This is a genomic window from Pandoraea commovens (assembly GCF_024704525.1).
Classification (GTDB): domain Bacteria; phylum Pseudomonadota; class Gammaproteobacteria; order Burkholderiales; family Burkholderiaceae; genus Pandoraea; species Pandoraea commovens.
Map to the genome: position 1 here is coordinate 2,856,416 of NZ_CP102780.1, position 14,766 is coordinate 2,871,181.

At 64.0% G+C, this 14,766-nt stretch carries 13 protein-coding genes and 1 pseudogene; 8 read left to right on the top strand and 6 right to left on the bottom strand.

The features are described from left to right. Positions 1 to 81: 81 nt before the first annotated feature. The 6 genes from NTU39_RS13100 to NTU39_RS13125 are packed head-to-tail and all read left to right on the top strand — an operon-like array spanning position 82 to position 6,408. Complete coding sequence (locus tag NTU39_RS13100) at positions 82 to 987, top strand: DUF58 domain-containing protein (RefSeq protein WP_373275403.1); 906 nt, start codon at positions 82 to 84, stop codon at positions 985 to 987. Beyond that, on the top strand, positions 984 to 1,559 hold the full coding sequence (locus NTU39_RS13105; RefSeq protein ID WP_257959983.1) for a DUF4381 domain-containing protein: 576 nt from the start codon (positions 984 to 986) through the stop codon (positions 1,557 to 1,559). The genes NTU39_RS13100 and NTU39_RS13105 overlap by 4 nt, the downstream gene beginning before the upstream one ends. Beyond that, positions 1,546 to 2,649 carry a vWA domain-containing protein gene (locus tag NTU39_RS13110; RefSeq protein WP_174984140.1) on the top strand — a complete coding sequence of 368 codons (1,104 nt, stop codon included), beginning with the start codon at positions 1,546 to 1,548 and terminating at the stop codon, positions 2,647 to 2,649. Before NTU39_RS13105 ends, NTU39_RS13110 begins: the two co-directional genes overlap by 14 nt. Continuing rightward, positions 2,639 to 4,318, top strand: coding sequence for a vWA domain-containing protein (locus NTU39_RS13115; protein ID WP_257959984.1), 1,680 nt, complete (start codon positions 2,639 to 2,641; stop codon positions 4,316 to 4,318). The genes NTU39_RS13110 and NTU39_RS13115 overlap by 11 nt, the downstream gene beginning before the upstream one ends. Next, positions 4,315 to 5,742, top strand: a complete 1,428-nt coding sequence (locus NTU39_RS13120) for a hypothetical protein (RefSeq protein ID WP_257959985.1) — start codon at positions 4,315 to 4,317, stop codon at positions 5,740 to 5,742. The genes NTU39_RS13115 and NTU39_RS13120 overlap by 4 nt, the downstream gene beginning before the upstream one ends. A 12-nt stretch (positions 5,743 to 5,754) precedes the next feature. After that, positions 5,755 to 6,408: a hypothetical protein gene (locus tag NTU39_RS13125; RefSeq protein ID WP_150662552.1), complete on the top strand. Its 654-nt coding sequence runs from the start codon at positions 5,755 to 5,757 to the stop codon at positions 6,406 to 6,408. Here NTU39_RS13125 and NTU39_RS13130 read toward each other — a convergent pair. Then, a complete protein-coding gene (locus tag NTU39_RS13130) occupies positions 6,399 to 7,748 on the bottom strand; it encodes an MORN repeat-containing protein (RefSeq protein ID WP_257959986.1) in 1,350 nt (449 codons plus the stop codon). The genes NTU39_RS13125 and NTU39_RS13130 overlap by 10 nt on opposite strands. A 151-nt stretch (positions 7,749 to 7,899) precedes the next feature. On the opposite strand from NTU39_RS13130, the gene NTU39_RS13135 reads away from it, so the two are divergent. Further along, on the top strand, positions 7,900 to 8,640 hold the full coding sequence (locus NTU39_RS13135; RefSeq protein ID WP_257959987.1) for a lysozyme inhibitor LprI family protein: 741 nt from the start codon (positions 7,900 to 7,902) through the stop codon (positions 8,638 to 8,640). A 44-nt stretch (positions 8,641 to 8,684) separates the two neighbouring features. Here NTU39_RS13135 and NTU39_RS13140 read toward each other — a convergent pair whose 3' ends face one another. Continuing rightward, complete coding sequence (locus tag NTU39_RS13140) at positions 8,685 to 9,563, bottom strand: hypothetical protein (protein ID WP_257959988.1); 879 nt, start codon at positions 9,561 to 9,563, stop codon at positions 8,685 to 8,687. A 302-nt stretch (positions 9,564 to 9,865) separates the two neighbouring features. Between NTU39_RS13140 and maiA the strand changes: the two genes are divergently transcribed. Further along, positions 9,866 to 10,519, top strand: coding sequence for a maleylacetoacetate isomerase (gene maiA, locus NTU39_RS13145; RefSeq protein WP_174984142.1), 654 nt, complete (start codon positions 9,866 to 9,868; stop codon positions 10,517 to 10,519). Here the strand turns inward: maiA and NTU39_RS13150 are convergent. The 4 genes and pseudogenes from NTU39_RS13150 to NTU39_RS13165 all read right to left on the bottom strand — a co-directional run bounded on the left by NTU39_RS13150 (position 10,516) and on the right by NTU39_RS13165 (position 14,752). After that, positions 10,516 to 11,370, bottom strand: coding sequence for a class I SAM-dependent methyltransferase (locus NTU39_RS13150; RefSeq protein ID WP_150662557.1), 855 nt, complete (start codon positions 11,368 to 11,370; stop codon positions 10,516 to 10,518). The two genes, maiA and NTU39_RS13150, sit on opposite strands and share 4 nt — an antisense overlap. Positions 11,371 to 11,457: 87 nt before the next feature. Next, on the bottom strand, positions 11,458 to 12,669 hold the full coding sequence (locus NTU39_RS13155) for an SAM-dependent methyltransferase (protein WP_257959989.1): 1,212 nt from the start codon (positions 12,667 to 12,669) through the stop codon (positions 11,458 to 11,460). A gap of 20 nt (positions 12,670 to 12,689) precedes the next feature. Further along, positions 12,690 to 13,454: pseudogene (locus tag NTU39_RS13160) on the bottom strand (DUF1365 domain-containing protein); the annotation flags it as partial. After that, on the bottom strand, positions 13,451 to 14,752 hold the full coding sequence (locus tag NTU39_RS13165) for an NAD(P)/FAD-dependent oxidoreductase (RefSeq protein WP_150662560.1): 1,302 nt from the start codon (positions 14,750 to 14,752) through the stop codon (positions 13,451 to 13,453). The pseudogene NTU39_RS13160 and the gene NTU39_RS13165, both read right to left, overlap by 4 nt. Positions 14,753 to 14,766: the final 14 nt, after the last annotated feature.

Below are 14,766 nucleotides of genomic sequence, written 5' to 3' on the forward strand. Positions count from 1 at the left end.
GCATCGCCGCCATTGCCTGCCCGCCGTCGCGAAGTTCCCGCCGACACGCTCGGAACGGTGCATGTCGATGTACCGCATCTGATGCGGCTGCGGTTTCGAGTGCACGGACTGAGCTTCGTCGCGCCTGCACCGGTCAGGAGCGTGTTGTCCGGCAACCACACATCGCGGCTGCGGGGGCGGGGGCTGAATTTCGACGAGATTCGCGGCTACGTGCCGGGTGACGACATCCGACACATCGACTGGCGCGCATCGATGCGCGTGGCGCGACCGCTTGTGCGTGCCTATACGGAAGAGCGCGACCGGCCCGTGCAGGTGGTCGTCGATCAGCGCATGAGTATGCATTTCGGATCGCAACGCGCGTTCAAGTCGGTTGTCGCGGCAGAGACAGCGGCTTTGGCGACATGGATGGGCTACGCGGCAGGGGACCGTGTCGGTGGCGTTGTCTTCAACGACGCGCGCATCGAGCGGGTGCGTCCCTTGCGCAGTCTGAGCCGCATCGCCCGGTTGTTCGGCGCCATCGCTGAGATGAATGCCGAATTGCACGCGGACAGTCCGGTGCGGACCGACTACGCGCAGTTGAATCAGGCACTGGGTCAGCTGCTGCATATGGCCCCGCACGATCATCTGATCTGCATCGTGAGCGACTTCGCTGGTGCCGACACGCGCACACAGGCGTTACTACGGCAACTGAGCGTGCATAACGACGTCGTCGCCGGACTGGTCTTCGATCCACTGTGGCAGCACGTCGACGAGCGCAGTGCGCTCGTCGTGAGCGAAGGACATTTGCAGGTCGAGCTGCGCGTCGCGAACGAACGGGTGCGTACTCCCGTCGCCGCCTTTTTCAGGGGACGCACCGCCGAGGTCGCGGAACTACTGCGCACGAGCGGCGTGCCGTGGATGCCGCTCTCCAGCGCGGAAGCGGCGGTCGATCAGGTGCGTCGGTTGCTGGGCGCACGCCATTCGGGCACGCACGGAGGTGGATTGTGAGCACTACGTGGGTTCTTGCCCAGACAGCCACCCAGGTCCCCAACGTCGCCGACGACATGCCCAACGATGCGCCGGACACGATGGACGCTTCGCTCGCGTTGACCGGGCTGGACGAACTCTCGCTCCCGCCGCCCGTGTCGTATGCGCCGCAGACGTGGGGATGGGGCGTGGTGGCACTGCTCTTGCTGCTCGGCATGGCATGGTGCGGTTGGCGCGCCTGGCGGCGATACCGTCGCGACCGATACCGTCGTCTGGCGCTGGCCGAACTCGAAACACTGGCGTCGATGACCCGTGATCCGGCCCGACGCACGATTGCCGTTGCATCGCTGGCCGCGTTGCTCAAGCGCACGGCCTTGGCGGCATACCCGGGTGCGGGTGTCGGACGCCTGCGCGGCGCTGCGTGGATCGAGTTCCTGAATGGGCATCGGGGCCACTTCGTGGTGGCCGATGGTCATTACCTGGCGATGGCCAGCTACGCACCGCGAGGCGTGGACGACACCCCGCAGGGCGATATCGACGCGCTTATGCAGCGTGCCCGTCAATGGATCCGTGATCACCATGTGGAAGTTTGAGCTGCCGTGGATGCTGGCGTTATTGCCGCTGCCGATACTGGTCGCGTGGCTTGTGCCGCCGTATCGGGCGATGGCGCTTGCGCTGCGCACGCCGTTCTTCCACGAGATGGCGGATGCCGCTGGCGAGCGTCCGTCGCCGGGCGGCGTACGTATGCGGCGCAACTGGCTGCAATGGCTACTGTTGCCGCTTGTGTGGTTACTGGTGGTGATGGCGGCAGCCCGACCGGTGCACGTCGAAGCCCCGATTACGCACGAGACACCAGCGCGCGACCTGATGCTGGCCATCGATCTGTCTCAGTCGATGGGCACGACCGATTTCGTCAGCGCGGCCACGGGTGAGCGGACCGACCGGCTGACGGCGGTGAAACACGTGGTGGCCGACTTCATTGCGAAACGACGCGGTGACCGTATCGGACTGGTGGTGTTCGGCGACGCCGCGTATCCGCAAGCGCCGCTCACGCTGGATCACGACAGCGTGATGATCCTGCTCGATCAGATGCAGATCGGCATGGCCGGTCCACGTACGGCGATTGGCGACGCCATCGGGCTGACCGTCAAGCTGCTGGCCGATTCGAAAGCGCCGGAAAAAGTGCTGATTTTGCTGACGGACGGGAACGATACCGCCAGCAAGATTCCCCCGGATCAGGCCGCGCGTATTGCCAAAGAGCACGGACTGGTGATTCACACCATCGGCATCGGCGACGTGGATGCGACCGGCGAAGATCGCGTCGATCTGGCGGCTTTACAGCGCATCTCGCAGGCAACCGGTGGCCGGTCATATCAGGCGTTTGGCCGCGAACAGGATCTGGCCGACGTCTACACACAGCTTGACCGTCTGACCCCCGAGCGCATCAAGCAAGAGGTCTACCGGCCGCAGACAGAATATTTCTGGATACCGCTGGGACTGTCCTTGCTGATCGTGACGGCGTACCACCTGTGCGCGCTGCTCATCGCAATCATTCGCGGCGCGGCACGGCAGCGAGTGCCGACGGACGGGGAGGTCGACGGCGATAAGCCGTCCCTACCGGGGAACCCGCCAACATCCGAAGCGAAGCCTGAAGTCATGGCAGGAGCCGCGCATGGAAATTGACCTGAGCGCGTTCCACTTTCTGCGGCCGCTCTGGTTGTGGCTGCTCGTGCCCGCTGTCCTGTTGCCGCTGGTCTGGCGACGGCGCAGCGACGTTCGCGCGCGTTGGCGCAAATTCATCGCGCCGGAACTGCTGGAGCATCTGCTTGTCGGCGACACGCGGACGTACCGCCTTCAGCCCGTGCATACGCTGGCCGTGCTGCTGGCTGTCGGCGCGGTGGCTGCGGCGGGCCCGACGTGGGAGCAGGTACGGCCACCGTTCAGTCAGGACAAGGCCCCGATGGTCATCGCGCTCGCCCTGAACCGTTCGATGGACGCCACCGACGTGCCGCCCACGCGGCTGGAACGCGCAAAGGCGAAGGTGCTGGATATCGCGCGCTCACGCAAAGGCGCACGCACGGGGCTCGTCGTCTACGCCGGAACGTCGCACCTGGTCGTGCCGCCGACGGAAGACCCTGCGATGCTCGAACTCTACGTGCCTGCTCTGGCCACAGGCCTGATGCCCAAGGACGGCAAGCGCATGGGTCTGGCCCTCGACGTGGCTGAGCGACTGCTCTCACACGACGCGGCGGCTGGCACCGTCGTGTTCATCGGGGACGGCTTCGATGCGGCGTCGCGCGAGGCGTTCGTCGCACGGGCGAAAGCCTCGAAGCAGCAACTGCTATGGCTCGCGGCGGGCACGTCGAAGGGCGGAACCGTGCGTAACGCCGACGGCACGGTGGCCACCGATGCGAGCGGAGTACCGGTGACCGCCGGATTCGATGCCGATGGGATCCGCAAACTGGCGAGCGACGCGGGCATACCGCTGGCGAGCTTGCGAGCGGATGGAGACGACGTCGTCTGGGTGCAGCGCCGCGCGCAGACCTATCTCGCGGAGATGGACGAAGCACATCGCGAAGCGCGCTGGCAGGAGAGCGGGTTCTGGCTGATCGTCCCTGTGCTGTTGCTCGTTTTGCTGTCGTTTCGTCGCGGCTGGACGGTGAAATGGTTGCCTGTCGTGGTGCTTTCGCTGGCGTTTGCTGCAACGCCGGATGTCGTTCGCGCCGCCGATGCAGCGCCGCAACACGACGGCTGGCGATGGATCGACGCCTTCGCAACGCGCGATCAGCAGGGCCGCTGGTTTTACGAGCGAGGTGACTTCGCGACGGCCGCCGCGCGCTTCGAGGACCCGATGTGGAAAGGCCGCGCCCAATACGCCGCTAAGGACTATGGCGATGCGCTCGCCACGTTCTCGCAGATATTCACACAGCAAAAAAGCGAGACAGCCGCGTTCTACATGGGCAACTCGCTGGCGCATCTGGGCGACTACGAAGGCGCGATCAAGGCCTACCACATCGCGTTGAAGCTGCATCCCGGCTGGGCGGAAGCGACGGCGAACATCGCACTGATGAAAGACCTGCTCAAGGCCGACGAGCAGACGGAGGATGCGCACCAGCAGCCATCTCAGGGGCAGGACAAGGAAGATACGAAGAAGGGGCGGGGTGCGCAGCAGGCGGTGGTGTCGATGGCACCGACGGAGGACGTCTGGATGCGAGGACTCAACACGTCGCCCGCGATGTTTCTGCGTCAGCGCTTCGAGCAGGAGGCCGCGACGCCGTCGCTTCCAACAGCTAAGCCCGTGGTGCCCGGGGCGTCTGCACCGGTCGATGGTGCAAAGGCGGGCGCACCATGACGAAGATCATGCAGCAGGTCATGCAGCGCCTGATGGCGCGGATCGTGAGGCCAGCCATCGGACGTTGGCTTTGCACGGCGTGCCTCGGCGTCAGCGCGGCGTTCGCGCCGGGCGCGCACGCCGACGAACCGCCGAAGACGATGATTCGCGCGCATCTCGAACCGGTGGGCAACGTGGTCGCGGGCACGCAAGTGAAACTCGTCGTCGACATTCTGACGACCACGTGGCTGACCGACGCCCCCGACTGGCCGTTGTTCGACATGCCGGGTGCCATCGTCACATTGCCGGACGAACAGGCGCGCAACCTCAGCGAGACGATCGGCGATGAGCGTTGGTTCGGCGTGAGCCGTGCGTATCGCATCGCACCGCAGGCGGGGCAGCGATACACCGTGCCGTCGTTCGTGATCCATGTGCTTCCGGGTGGGGCAACGGGGCCGGTCGCGCTCCACACGCCATCGCTTTCCTTCGTCGCTACGGTGCCGCCGGGCGCGCAGGGCATGGCCGTGTTCTTCCCGACGAGCGGCCTGAGCGTCAGCCAGAAGATCGAGCCGTCGCCGTCGCATCTTCAGGTGGGTGACACCATCACCCGCACCATTACCCAGCGGGCAACGGCGACCGAAGCGATCCTGATTCCGCCCGCGCCGTTGGCGGACGTAGACGGTCTCCAGCGCTACATGCGTCCTGCGCAGACGGCTGACGACCTGCAAGGCGGCCGCGGTCTCGTCGCCGGGGTGCGTACGGACTCGGCGATGTACGTCGTCAACCGGTCGGGCCACATTGAGCTACCGGCCATCGAGATCGAATGGTGGAACACCTCGGCGCAGCGGCGCGAGCACGTCTCGTTGCCCGCGATTTCCCTGAGCGCCCGGGGTGCCCATGAAACGCCGCTGTTCGAGATTCCGGTCGATGCCGTCGGCCGTGCGGCGCATCGCGTGATCGTGCTGGATCGCTCCGACTTGTGGTTCGCAGGGGCGGGCCTCGCACTCGTGCTTGCGCTTGTGTGGATCGGCCCCCGGCTGCTGGGCACCGCACGCCGTGCGCGGCAACGCGTTGCCCTCTGGCGTCGGACGATGACGACGGGCGAACCACACGCGTGGCGGCAGTTGATGCGCGCTATGCGAGGCGCGTCATGGCCCGCGTTCGTGGGGGCGCTGTACGCCTGGCTGGATCGGCAGGCGGATGCGCCGGGCGGGCTGACGCTGGAGGGATCTCAGGACATGGAGGCGCTTCGTAGCGCGGTGTATGCGCGGTATGCACCCGGCGCGTCGCACGAGGCCTCCGTCGATCCGCAGCTCGCGCAGCGCTTGAAAGTCGTCCGTGCCCAAATGATTCGCGCGTCGCGGCAGTCGTCCCAGTCAGACGATCTGCCGCCGTTGTACGCCCCGGTGCCGCAGCACCGCCCCAGCCGTCGCTCTCCCAATTGACGAGGAGCTCCGATGCCACGTTCTTCCCCCCATTTCGACGACGTCACGCTGGGCGTACTTCACGCGGCCGCCCGACGGGCCAACGCAGCGCATCGCGAGTCGAACACGGCATTTCTCGACCAGTTCATTCGCGACGCCACCGGCGCGACGCATCGCCTGCACAGCGCACAAACTTACTTGCGCGTATTGGCGGGCGCGGGCATCGAACGCTTGCCCAGCGCGGGCACCGTGCAGCGGGCGATTACGCGGGCACGGCTCGGGGTGAGCGGCATTCCACCGGCGGGCGATGCGATGCATCCCGGCATGCGTGCCGCAGAACAGCAGACGCTGGCGCAGCACGTCGCGCGTGTCATGGCGCTGCTCAGCCCGGACGACAGCGGACGCCCGGCGATCGATCCGCCTGCGGATGCGCCGTTCGACGCGATGGATGCTTACCGGCGGTTGCAGCGTCTGGAAGGGGAAAATCGTGCATTGCGCGTGCGCGCAGAAGAACTCACCGCCATGCTGATGGCGGCGCGTGTGGCGTTAGCCGAAGCGCTCAGCCATCACGGGCATCGCGAACGAGGGGGGGACGGGATTCGCGGGCGCATGTCCGAGGCGCCCGGTGCCGAAACGCCGGGCGCAAGGGATAAGCCGGACAAGCCGGGTAGGTCGCGTTACGACTGACCCGGCGGCAGGTAGCACGTGCCGGTGAAGCGTGTGCCGTTCCATTGAATCTTGAGCGGCATGGCGGGCTCCTTGCACGAAAGCATTTGCAACTCGCCGAACCGGTCGGCATGCAGCGACGATTGCTGCCCCGGATTCAGGCCGTACATGCCGGAGTATTGCTTCTCGCACTGCGCAGTATCGCTTTCCCCCTTCAGGCTGGTCACGCACCAGGCGGTGTTCACGATATAGCCGCACTTGTTGACGATACCGGTCTCGTAGTCGTACCAACCGCCCCAGCCGGATGCGCCACGCTTGATGCGCACCTGCTCCATGCAGCCTTGGACGGGCTCGGTGGCCTTGCGTCCGGCGAACGGATCGTTGGACGAGTTACGTCCGCTTCCTGATCCCACGCTTCCGACGCTGCCATTGCCAGCCGACGCCATCGTCGAGACGGGCTGTGCCATCGGCATCGTGCCGCCGCCGGACGACCCTGTTCCCGAGGCCGCTTGCAGGGCGGTGGCGGCAGCCTGATATTGCGCGGCATTGCGTCCGCCGCCGCTGGCGACGCCTTGTGCAGCCGCGCCCAGCAGGCCAACGACGAACGAAAACACGCCTGAGCCGCTATCTGCCGACGCCACCTTGGTTCGCACACCGTTGGAGTACGTCGCGATGATCGTACCGTCCGCCTTGCTATCGGTACCTTCGACGATCTTGCTGTTGACGAACTGGCCCGCGCGAATCGAACCGTCTTGCGCGAAGACGATCACGCCGTTGCCGCTGAACTGGTTGTTCAGCCATCCGCCGCGATAGGTGTTGCCGTTGGGTTCCAACTGGTAGCCTTCGCCGGTCATATCGCTGTCGATGAAGTCGCCTTCGTAGCGTTTGCCGCTGGCCCAGATGTAGACGCCCTTGCCGGTGCGCTTGCCTGCGATGAAGTCGCCATCGTAGGAGTCGCCGTTGGGCCAGTAGTACTTCGCTTTGCCGGTGCGTCCGTCGGCGGCGAACGGTCCTTCGTAGCGGTCGCCGGATGCCCATGTGTAGACGCCGATACCCCCGCGTTTGCCATTGACCATCGTGCCTTCGAAGCGGGCCGAAAAGACACCGTTACGGCTCCATTCCTGGACCCCGGGGCCATCGGCGATACCACTCTTGTTGCAAGGCCCGGTCCAGGTGGATGTCCACTCCGGACGCTCTTCCGGCTTGGCGTCCGACCAGACCTTGCAATGGTTTGGGCCTTCCGCCTGAATGAATGCGCCTTCCTCGGCGTGTGCATTGCCGACGATGGCAAATAGCCCGACTGCGCTTGCGGCAGTCAAGGCGAGTTTTGCGCGATAGGCCCGCTTGTGTACGTGTGCCATATTTTCCCCCTGCGTTCTGTGGTGCTGTTTTGACAGGAGAATAGTCGTGGGCGAGGGCTCGACGCATCCACCATTTGGGGGATGCTTGATTTTTTATGGTGTACGCGCTTGAATCCGCTCATCCGATATTCCTAACGGACCGACGACCGATATGGTGAATCGAGTGCTGCTGTGCGGCCTGCCTGCGCTGGCCATCTGCCTGACGTGTGCCGCCGGGGCTGCCGATGCGCCAGCTTCCGGCGCTGTGGTGGACATCGATCAAACGCTCACGAGATGCCTTGCCGACCCGGAGAAACAGTCGACCGGCGGGCAGGACGAGTGCATCGTGGATGCCACCCACGCCTGGGACGTCCGTCTGAATGCGACCTATCAATCGCTGCGTGATGCGTTGCCGGAATCGGCTCGCCCGGCGTTGCTCGCGGCGCAGCGTGCCTGGCTTGCGAGTCGGGACGCGGATCTGAAGCTCATCGCCGCCGTCTATGCCACTGTGCACGGCACGATGTACGCTCCGGCGAACGCCAACGACGTGATGCTGCTGACACAACGTCGGGCGCAGACGCTCGCCCGTTATCGCGGCGACGTCTCGTCGGCCGCGTCTGAGGGCTCACGCCCAGCGTCCGTGAAGGTGGCGGGTCATGCCCAATCTGCCGAGGTCGATCGCTGGGGCCGTCGAATGGCGCGGAGACTACCGTCGGCGTCACGCGGTATCGTGCGGACGTCTAACGAGAAGTGGCGCGACTTTACGTCTGCCGAGAAGGGGTTGATTGCCGCCGTGTGCCCGTCGGACGGCAATCCGAATGCGCAGGTCTGCCGCAACGCGCAGGCGGCGAGAGAGACGACCGCCCGCGTGCAATGGCTCAAAGGGCTCGATGGGATGATCGGTGCTGACTGATCTGTCCGGACAATTCGAACGCGGTGTTGTGCCGGTGTTGTGCGCTACTTGCGTCGGACGCGCACCAGCAGCCACGCCATGACGCCGGTGACAACGACCGTCGCGACAACCGCTTTCCAGACCGATCGCGTGACGACCCAGGTGCCGACAGCGACCGCCGCAAACACCAGAATCGCCACCCATTCGAGCGCCTTGTCGAACGCGTTGGGATCCCGGTACTGATGCCTCTCGACGGCAGGCGGACGCTCTGCTGCCGCCGCACGTGCACGGGGCGCGCATGCCGGGAATGCGTCCACCAGCGACCGACTTGGCCATGGGTTCACCTCGGCGCGCGGATTGCCGGTGCCGGTCGAGCGCCAGACGGCGTCGGTATCTGGGATACGCCGAAGGTCTTCGATTTCATCGGCAAGTGCGGCCTGGACGTGGGTGCCGTGATCCAGTGCCGCCACCTGTTCCAGCTCGGTGGTCATCCACTCGGTGGCGTCGGTCACGTCAGGCAGGCCGCCGGTGCGGATAAGGACGAAGCCGCCGTACGCGGTGCCGAGGTAGTCTACGAAGGCATCGAAGATCGACCGGTAACGTTCGCCCAGCAGCTCGATCACGTGGTCGCGACGGCGGGCGGCGCGTTCAAGCGCCAGCGCTTTCGTCGTCACCAGATAGGGGTACTTCGCATCCTTTTCCGCTTGTGTCGCGCCTTCCAGAAACTCTTCGATTTCTATGGCTTCGTCGTTCGGGTCGAACTCGTCGATAACGTAGGCAAAGTGAATGTCTTCGACGGAAAAGAGCACCCGCCAGAACAGCGGGAGATAGGCATTGGCTTCCAACGACGGGCCGTCGGCGGAGAAATACGTCTTCAATTCGCCCTTACGGCCCTCCGGCATGCGTGGCCACGGCGGACTCTCGAGAAAGACAGGATGTGACATTTCTTGAGCCTTCTGCTGAGTTGGTCGGTGCATCGGGAGGTGGCACGTCGGGCGCGTCTGTCCGAATCCCGCGAGCCGGGGAAATTCTGTCTGAAATGCCCGTGTTTGTCATCCATTTCAAGAACTGATGAATTTCCTTCGCTGATTACGCGGGGTTCATCGCAGGATGCTGAACATCGGTTGCAAATGCAATCGTTGGCTGGCATCATCGCGTTCGAATGAATTGCAAATGCAATCGATTTGGGGCAATCACCTCACGAGCGTTTGCGCCTCCTGAACGACATCACGATTGGATCATCGCAATGACAATTCAGCTCTATGGATTCTGGCGTTCGAACGCTGCGTTTCGCGTGAAGGTTGCGCTTGCCTTGAAGAAGCTCCCGTTTGAGGAGATCGAGGTCGACATTCTTGCGGGACGCCAATTCGACACCGATTACGCGCACGTCAACGCCGAGCGCGTGGTGCCGACCTTGGTTCACGACGGCCATCGCGTCTTTCAGTCGATGGCGATCATGGAGTATCTGGACGAGGTGTATCCCGAACCGCGATTGATGCCGGAGGCAGCGCGTGAGCGCGCATATGTCCGTGCGGTCGCGCAGGTCCACGTAGCGGATTCACATCCGTTTGTCGTGCCGCGTGTTCGCAAGCATCTGGCGCAGACGTACGGCGTGGGCACCGACGCCATCGAGGCCTGGTGCGCGCATTGGGGGAGGGAAGGGCTGGCGACGTACGAGCGAATGCTGATGACGCGCCCGGCCGCGCCGTTCGTCATCGGCGCGACGCCCACACTGGCGGACATCTGCATCGCCGGTCAGAAAATCATTGCCGATCTGTATCAGGTCGACATGGACGAATTTCCCCGGGTGGCCGAATTGACGCAGCGCTGCTTCGAGATGCCGGAATTTGCCGAAGCGCATCCGTTCCGGCAACCGGGGTATCGCGCGGTGGAGATTTAGGCTTCTGCGGTGGAGGCTGGCGCGTCGGTGGTGAAGAAACGTTCACGCATCTCTTCGAGTCCCAGCGACGCCAGCACGCTTTCCAGACGCTCGGCAGGCCGACGACGCGGCAGATCCTTGTACTGCGCGATGATCAGTTCGTTCTTCATCGAATGCTCCCAGCCGACCAGTTCGGTCACGTTGACCTGATAGCCATGGGCTTCGAGCTGGAGGCAGCGCAGCACGTTGGTGACCTGGCTGCCGAATTCGCGCGTGTGCAACGGGTGACGCCAGATTTCCGTCAACGGATTGCCCGCCAGTTGCTGCCCCTTGTGTTTGCGCAGGACGGCGGCGACTTCGGCCTGACAGCAAGGCACGAGCACGATGTGACGGGCTTGCTTGGCGAGCGCAAAACGGATGGCGTCGTCCGTTGCGGTGTTGCAGGCATGGAGTGCGGTGACGACGTCGACCGTTTCGGGCAATGCCGGGGAGGTGATCGAATCGGCGACGGACAGGTTCAGGAACGACATGCCCGGGAAGCCGAGGCGTTGCGCCAGCGCCGTGGAGGTCTTGACGAGTTCCTCACGGGTTTCGATCCCGAAGATATGCGAATCGTCCGCCAGTGCCTTGAAGAACAGATCGTAGAGGATGAAGCCCAGATAGGACTTCCCGGCACCGTGATCGACGAGCGTGACGCGACCATTGTCGTTCTTGACTTCCTGGAGGAGCGGCTCGATGAACTGAAACAGGTGATAGACCTGCTTGAGCTTGCGTCGGCTGTCCTGATTCATCTTGCCGTCGCGCGTCAGGATATGGAGTTCCTTGAGCAGCTCGATGGACTGACCGGGACGGATTTCGTGGGTATTCGACATGGGAAACTGAATAAGCTGCGGGAGGCAACGCCTCCCGGAAACCGATAGTTTACCGAAAATGGGGGGAATGCTCCCGATGTGGCCGAGTCAGTCGTCTCGCGTGAGCAAAAACTGATTCACGTCGATGCGCCGCTCATCGAACGCCGCTTCGCAATATTTCAGATAGAGGCGCCACGTGCGGATGAACGATTCGTCGAATCCCTGCGCGCGGACGTCGTCGATGCGTGAGGAAAACGCCGCGTGCCAGAGACTCAGCGTGCGAGCATAGTCCGGGCCAAACGTCAGCGTCTCGCGGGCATGCAAGCCGCCGCTTCGCGCAGCGGCGACGAAGCGCGGCACACTCGGCAACATACCGCCTGGGAAAATGAACTCCCGAATGAAATCGCTGGAGTCGCGATAGGCGTCGAACGCCTCGTCCGCAATCGTGATGGTCTGGATCAGTGCGCGGCCGCCTGGGCGAAGGCGCTGCGCCAGTAAGGTGAAGAACGGCGCCCAGTAGGCCTGTCCGACCGCCTCGAACATTTCGATGGACACCACGGCATCGAACTGTCCCCGAACGTCGCGGTAGTCTGTGAGCGAGACAGTTGCCGCGTGCGCCAGACCGGCGTCGGCGATCCGGCGACGTGCGAGCGCCAGTTGCTCCTGCGACAGCGTGATGCCCTGGACCGAAATGCCTTGCCGCGCTGCGTGCAGAGCAAATCCGCCCCATCCGCACCCGATCTCCAACACCTCATCGCCAGGACGCAATCCGAGCGTGTCGATAATGCGTTGGTACTTGGCACACTGCGCGTCGGACAGCGAGCGTTGTGCGTCGCCCTCGAACAGCGCACTCGAATAGGTCCACGTCGGGTCCAGCCACAGGCCGTAGAACCGGTTGCCCAGATCGTAATGTGCATGGACGTTGCGTCGGCTGCCCGCCCGTGAATTGCGGCGCATCGCGTGCCGCAGATGAAACCAGATCCGGCTCAAACGCGACCCGACGATCGGTCTCGCAATCGATGACTGGTTGCGTAGCGCCAGGCGCAGCAGTGCGGCGATGTCCGGCGTATCGACCCACCCCGCAATATAGGCTTCGGCAAAGCCGATATCGCCTGCGCGCAAGATCTGACGACAGGCTCGCCAGTCGTGGATCTGAAGCGTTGCGCCGGGCGAGTCGCTGGATTTGCCGAAAACCTGTATCGAGCCGTCGGGTGTCACGAGCGTCAGATGGCCGATGCGAAGCCGCTGCAATAGGGCACAGAATATGCGGGCGCCCAGCGGGGCTGACGCCTGAGGGGAAAGAAGGCGAAGCAGGGTCATGATCTGATCTCCTGATCGGATGGCGACTTTCCGTGGAACGGCACCCCTTTGCGCCATAGCCGCAGTGCCTGCCAATGAATTCGAAAAACGACGCTCAGGGCATTGAACGGCGCGCCGAGCACGGTCCTCAGCACTGCCGCGCCGGTGAGCGGCTCGGCATGCATGCCGATGGCGGTGTGCAGAAGGTGCTTGTCGTCCACGTAGTAATCGATACCGATCGACCACACCCGCCCGTGTCGGTTGACGCGAAACGCATACCGCCCTTCGACCCTGCAGAACGGGGAGACGTGAAATTCCTTGCGGCACTGGAGCGCGACATCGCCGCGAATGGGTCCTGCATCCGGTGCGCACAGCAAATAGCCATGATGCTGGCCGAACGTATTGTTCACGTCCGCGTAGATCGCGCGCAGGTCCCCCGCGCGATCATGGCAATACCAGAAGCTCACGGGGTTGAACGCGTAACCGGCGATGCGTGGAATGGTTTGCAGCCAGATGACACCGTCGGCTGGAATCGCGGCTTCGGCGAGTCGTTCACGCATCCAGACGTCCAGCGAACGGCCGTCTCGCGGCCCGTAGTCGGTCGACTTCAGGCTGAGAGGGCGACGTCGGTCCACGGCGAACCACCAACGCACCAGCGTGTGCATCTGCGCAACGTCGCAAGCGATCTGAAACAAGGGGTACGTGAACCGGTGAGAGACGGGGTAGAAACGTTGGTGCACGACTTGCCCTTTGAGCAGCCAGGCGGCCGGGGCATCCGTCGGATCGGTTGGGCTGGTCGGGTTCATAGGGAGGCCCATGACGGCAGAACGTCGAAATCCCGGGCGACACGCAGCGCGGATTTGAGGCCGTCCTCGTGAAACCCGTAGCCGGTCCAAGCCCCGGCGAACCAGGTTCGCCGACGGCCCTGCAACCCCGGAAGGTGCGACTGTGCGTCCACTGCGGCGAGATCGAGTAGCGGATGCTCGTAGGCATAACGACCGAGCACCGTAGACGGTGCGGGCTCACGTACCGGGTTGAGCGTCACGATGACCGGCGTGCGGAATGGCAGGGCCTGAAGCTGGTTGATCAGGTAGCTCACGCAAACCGGGGCTTCGTCAGCGGTCGTGCGGCTCGCATGGCTCACGTAATTCCATGCCGACCATACGCGTCGACGCCGGGGAAGCAGCGTCGGGTCGGTATGGAGCACGGCGATGTTGGGCTGATAGCGCACGCCGCTGAGCACGCGGCGTTCCGTGGGGTCGGCGTCTGCAAGCAAATGAAGACTCGTCGGCGTATGGCTGGCCATCACCACGGCGTCGAAGCGTTCGGTCTGTGCGTCGCCAAAGCAGATCGTCACGCCATTGCTGTCGCGCGTGACTTGCTTCACTGGCGCTCGGAGTCGAACGTCCTCCAGCGTGACGGCAATCCGCCTGACGTACTCGCGGCCACCACCGGCGACCGTGCGCCACTGTGGTCGATCCCGGATTTGCAGCAGGGCGTGATTCAGACAGAACCGCAGGAACGTGACCGCTGGAAACCGCAGAATATCGGTCGCACGGCTTGACCAGATAGCCGCCGCCATGGGCAGCAGGTAGTGCTGCTGAAACGGCTGGCCATAACCATGCGCGAGCAGCAGCTCGCCGACGGACTGCCGATCGCGCGACGCGCTTTCGAGATGCTGTTGTGCCGCAGCATTGAATCGCACGATGTCACGCAGCATGCCGAGAAAACTCGGTGAACAGAGATTCCTGCGTTGCGCGAAGACGGTATTCAAATTGGTCCCCGCCCACTCAAGTGCGCCGCTGCCGATGGAGACGGAGAACGACATGTCGCTGGCGATGGACCGCACGCCAAGCTCGTCTAAGAGTGCGATGAGGTTCGGATAGGTGCGCTCGTTGAACACGAGAAAGCCCGTATCGACGGGCGCGCGCATGCCGTCGAGCTCCACATCGACGGTGTTGGTGTGTCCGCCCGCATAGTCGCCCGCCTCGAATACCGTCACCCGATGCTTGCGTGCAAGCAGATAGGCGCTCGCCAGCCCGGAGATCCCTGCGCCGATCACCGCAATTCGTTGCCCAGGAGGCAGAACCGTCGTTGGACTCATTGCACGATCTCTCC

Coding starts and splice junctions, on each gene's coding strand:
- NTU39_RS13150 (WP_150662557.1), bottom strand. CDS start 11,370: ATGTCGAATACCCACGAAATCCGTCCCGGTCAGTCCATCGAGCTGCTC.
- NTU39_RS13135 (WP_257959987.1), top strand. CDS start 7,900: ATGGTGAATCGAGTGCTGCTGTGCGGCCTGCCTGCGCTGGCCATCTGC.
- NTU39_RS13100 (WP_373275403.1), top strand. CDS start 82: ATGCGGCTGCGGTTTCGAGTGCACGGACTGAGCTTCGTCGCGCCTGCA.
- NTU39_RS13110 (WP_174984140.1), top strand. CDS start 1,546: ATGTGGAAGTTTGAGCTGCCGTGGATGCTGGCGTTATTGCCGCTGCCG.
- NTU39_RS13165 (WP_150662560.1), bottom strand. CDS start 14,752: ATGAGTCCAACGACGGTTCTGCCTCCTGGGCAACGAATTGCGGTGATC.
- NTU39_RS13115 (WP_257959984.1), top strand. CDS start 2,639: ATGGAAATTGACCTGAGCGCGTTCCACTTTCTGCGGCCGCTCTGGTTG.
- maiA (WP_174984142.1), top strand. CDS start 9,866: ATGACAATTCAGCTCTATGGATTCTGGCGTTCGAACGCTGCGTTTCGC.
- NTU39_RS13130 (WP_257959986.1), bottom strand. CDS start 7,748: ATGGCACACGTACACAAGCGGGCCTATCGCGCAAAACTCGCCTTGACT.
- NTU39_RS13155 (WP_257959989.1), bottom strand. CDS start 12,669: ATGACCCTGCTTCGCCTTCTTTCCCCTCAGGCGTCAGCCCCGCTGGGC.
- NTU39_RS13120 (WP_257959985.1), top strand. CDS start 4,315: ATGACGAAGATCATGCAGCAGGTCATGCAGCGCCTGATGGCGCGGATC.
- NTU39_RS13140 (WP_257959988.1), bottom strand. CDS start 9,563: ATGTCACATCCTGTCTTTCTCGAGAGTCCGCCGTGGCCACGCATGCCG.
- NTU39_RS13125 (WP_150662552.1), top strand. CDS start 5,755: ATGCCACGTTCTTCCCCCCATTTCGACGACGTCACGCTGGGCGTACTT.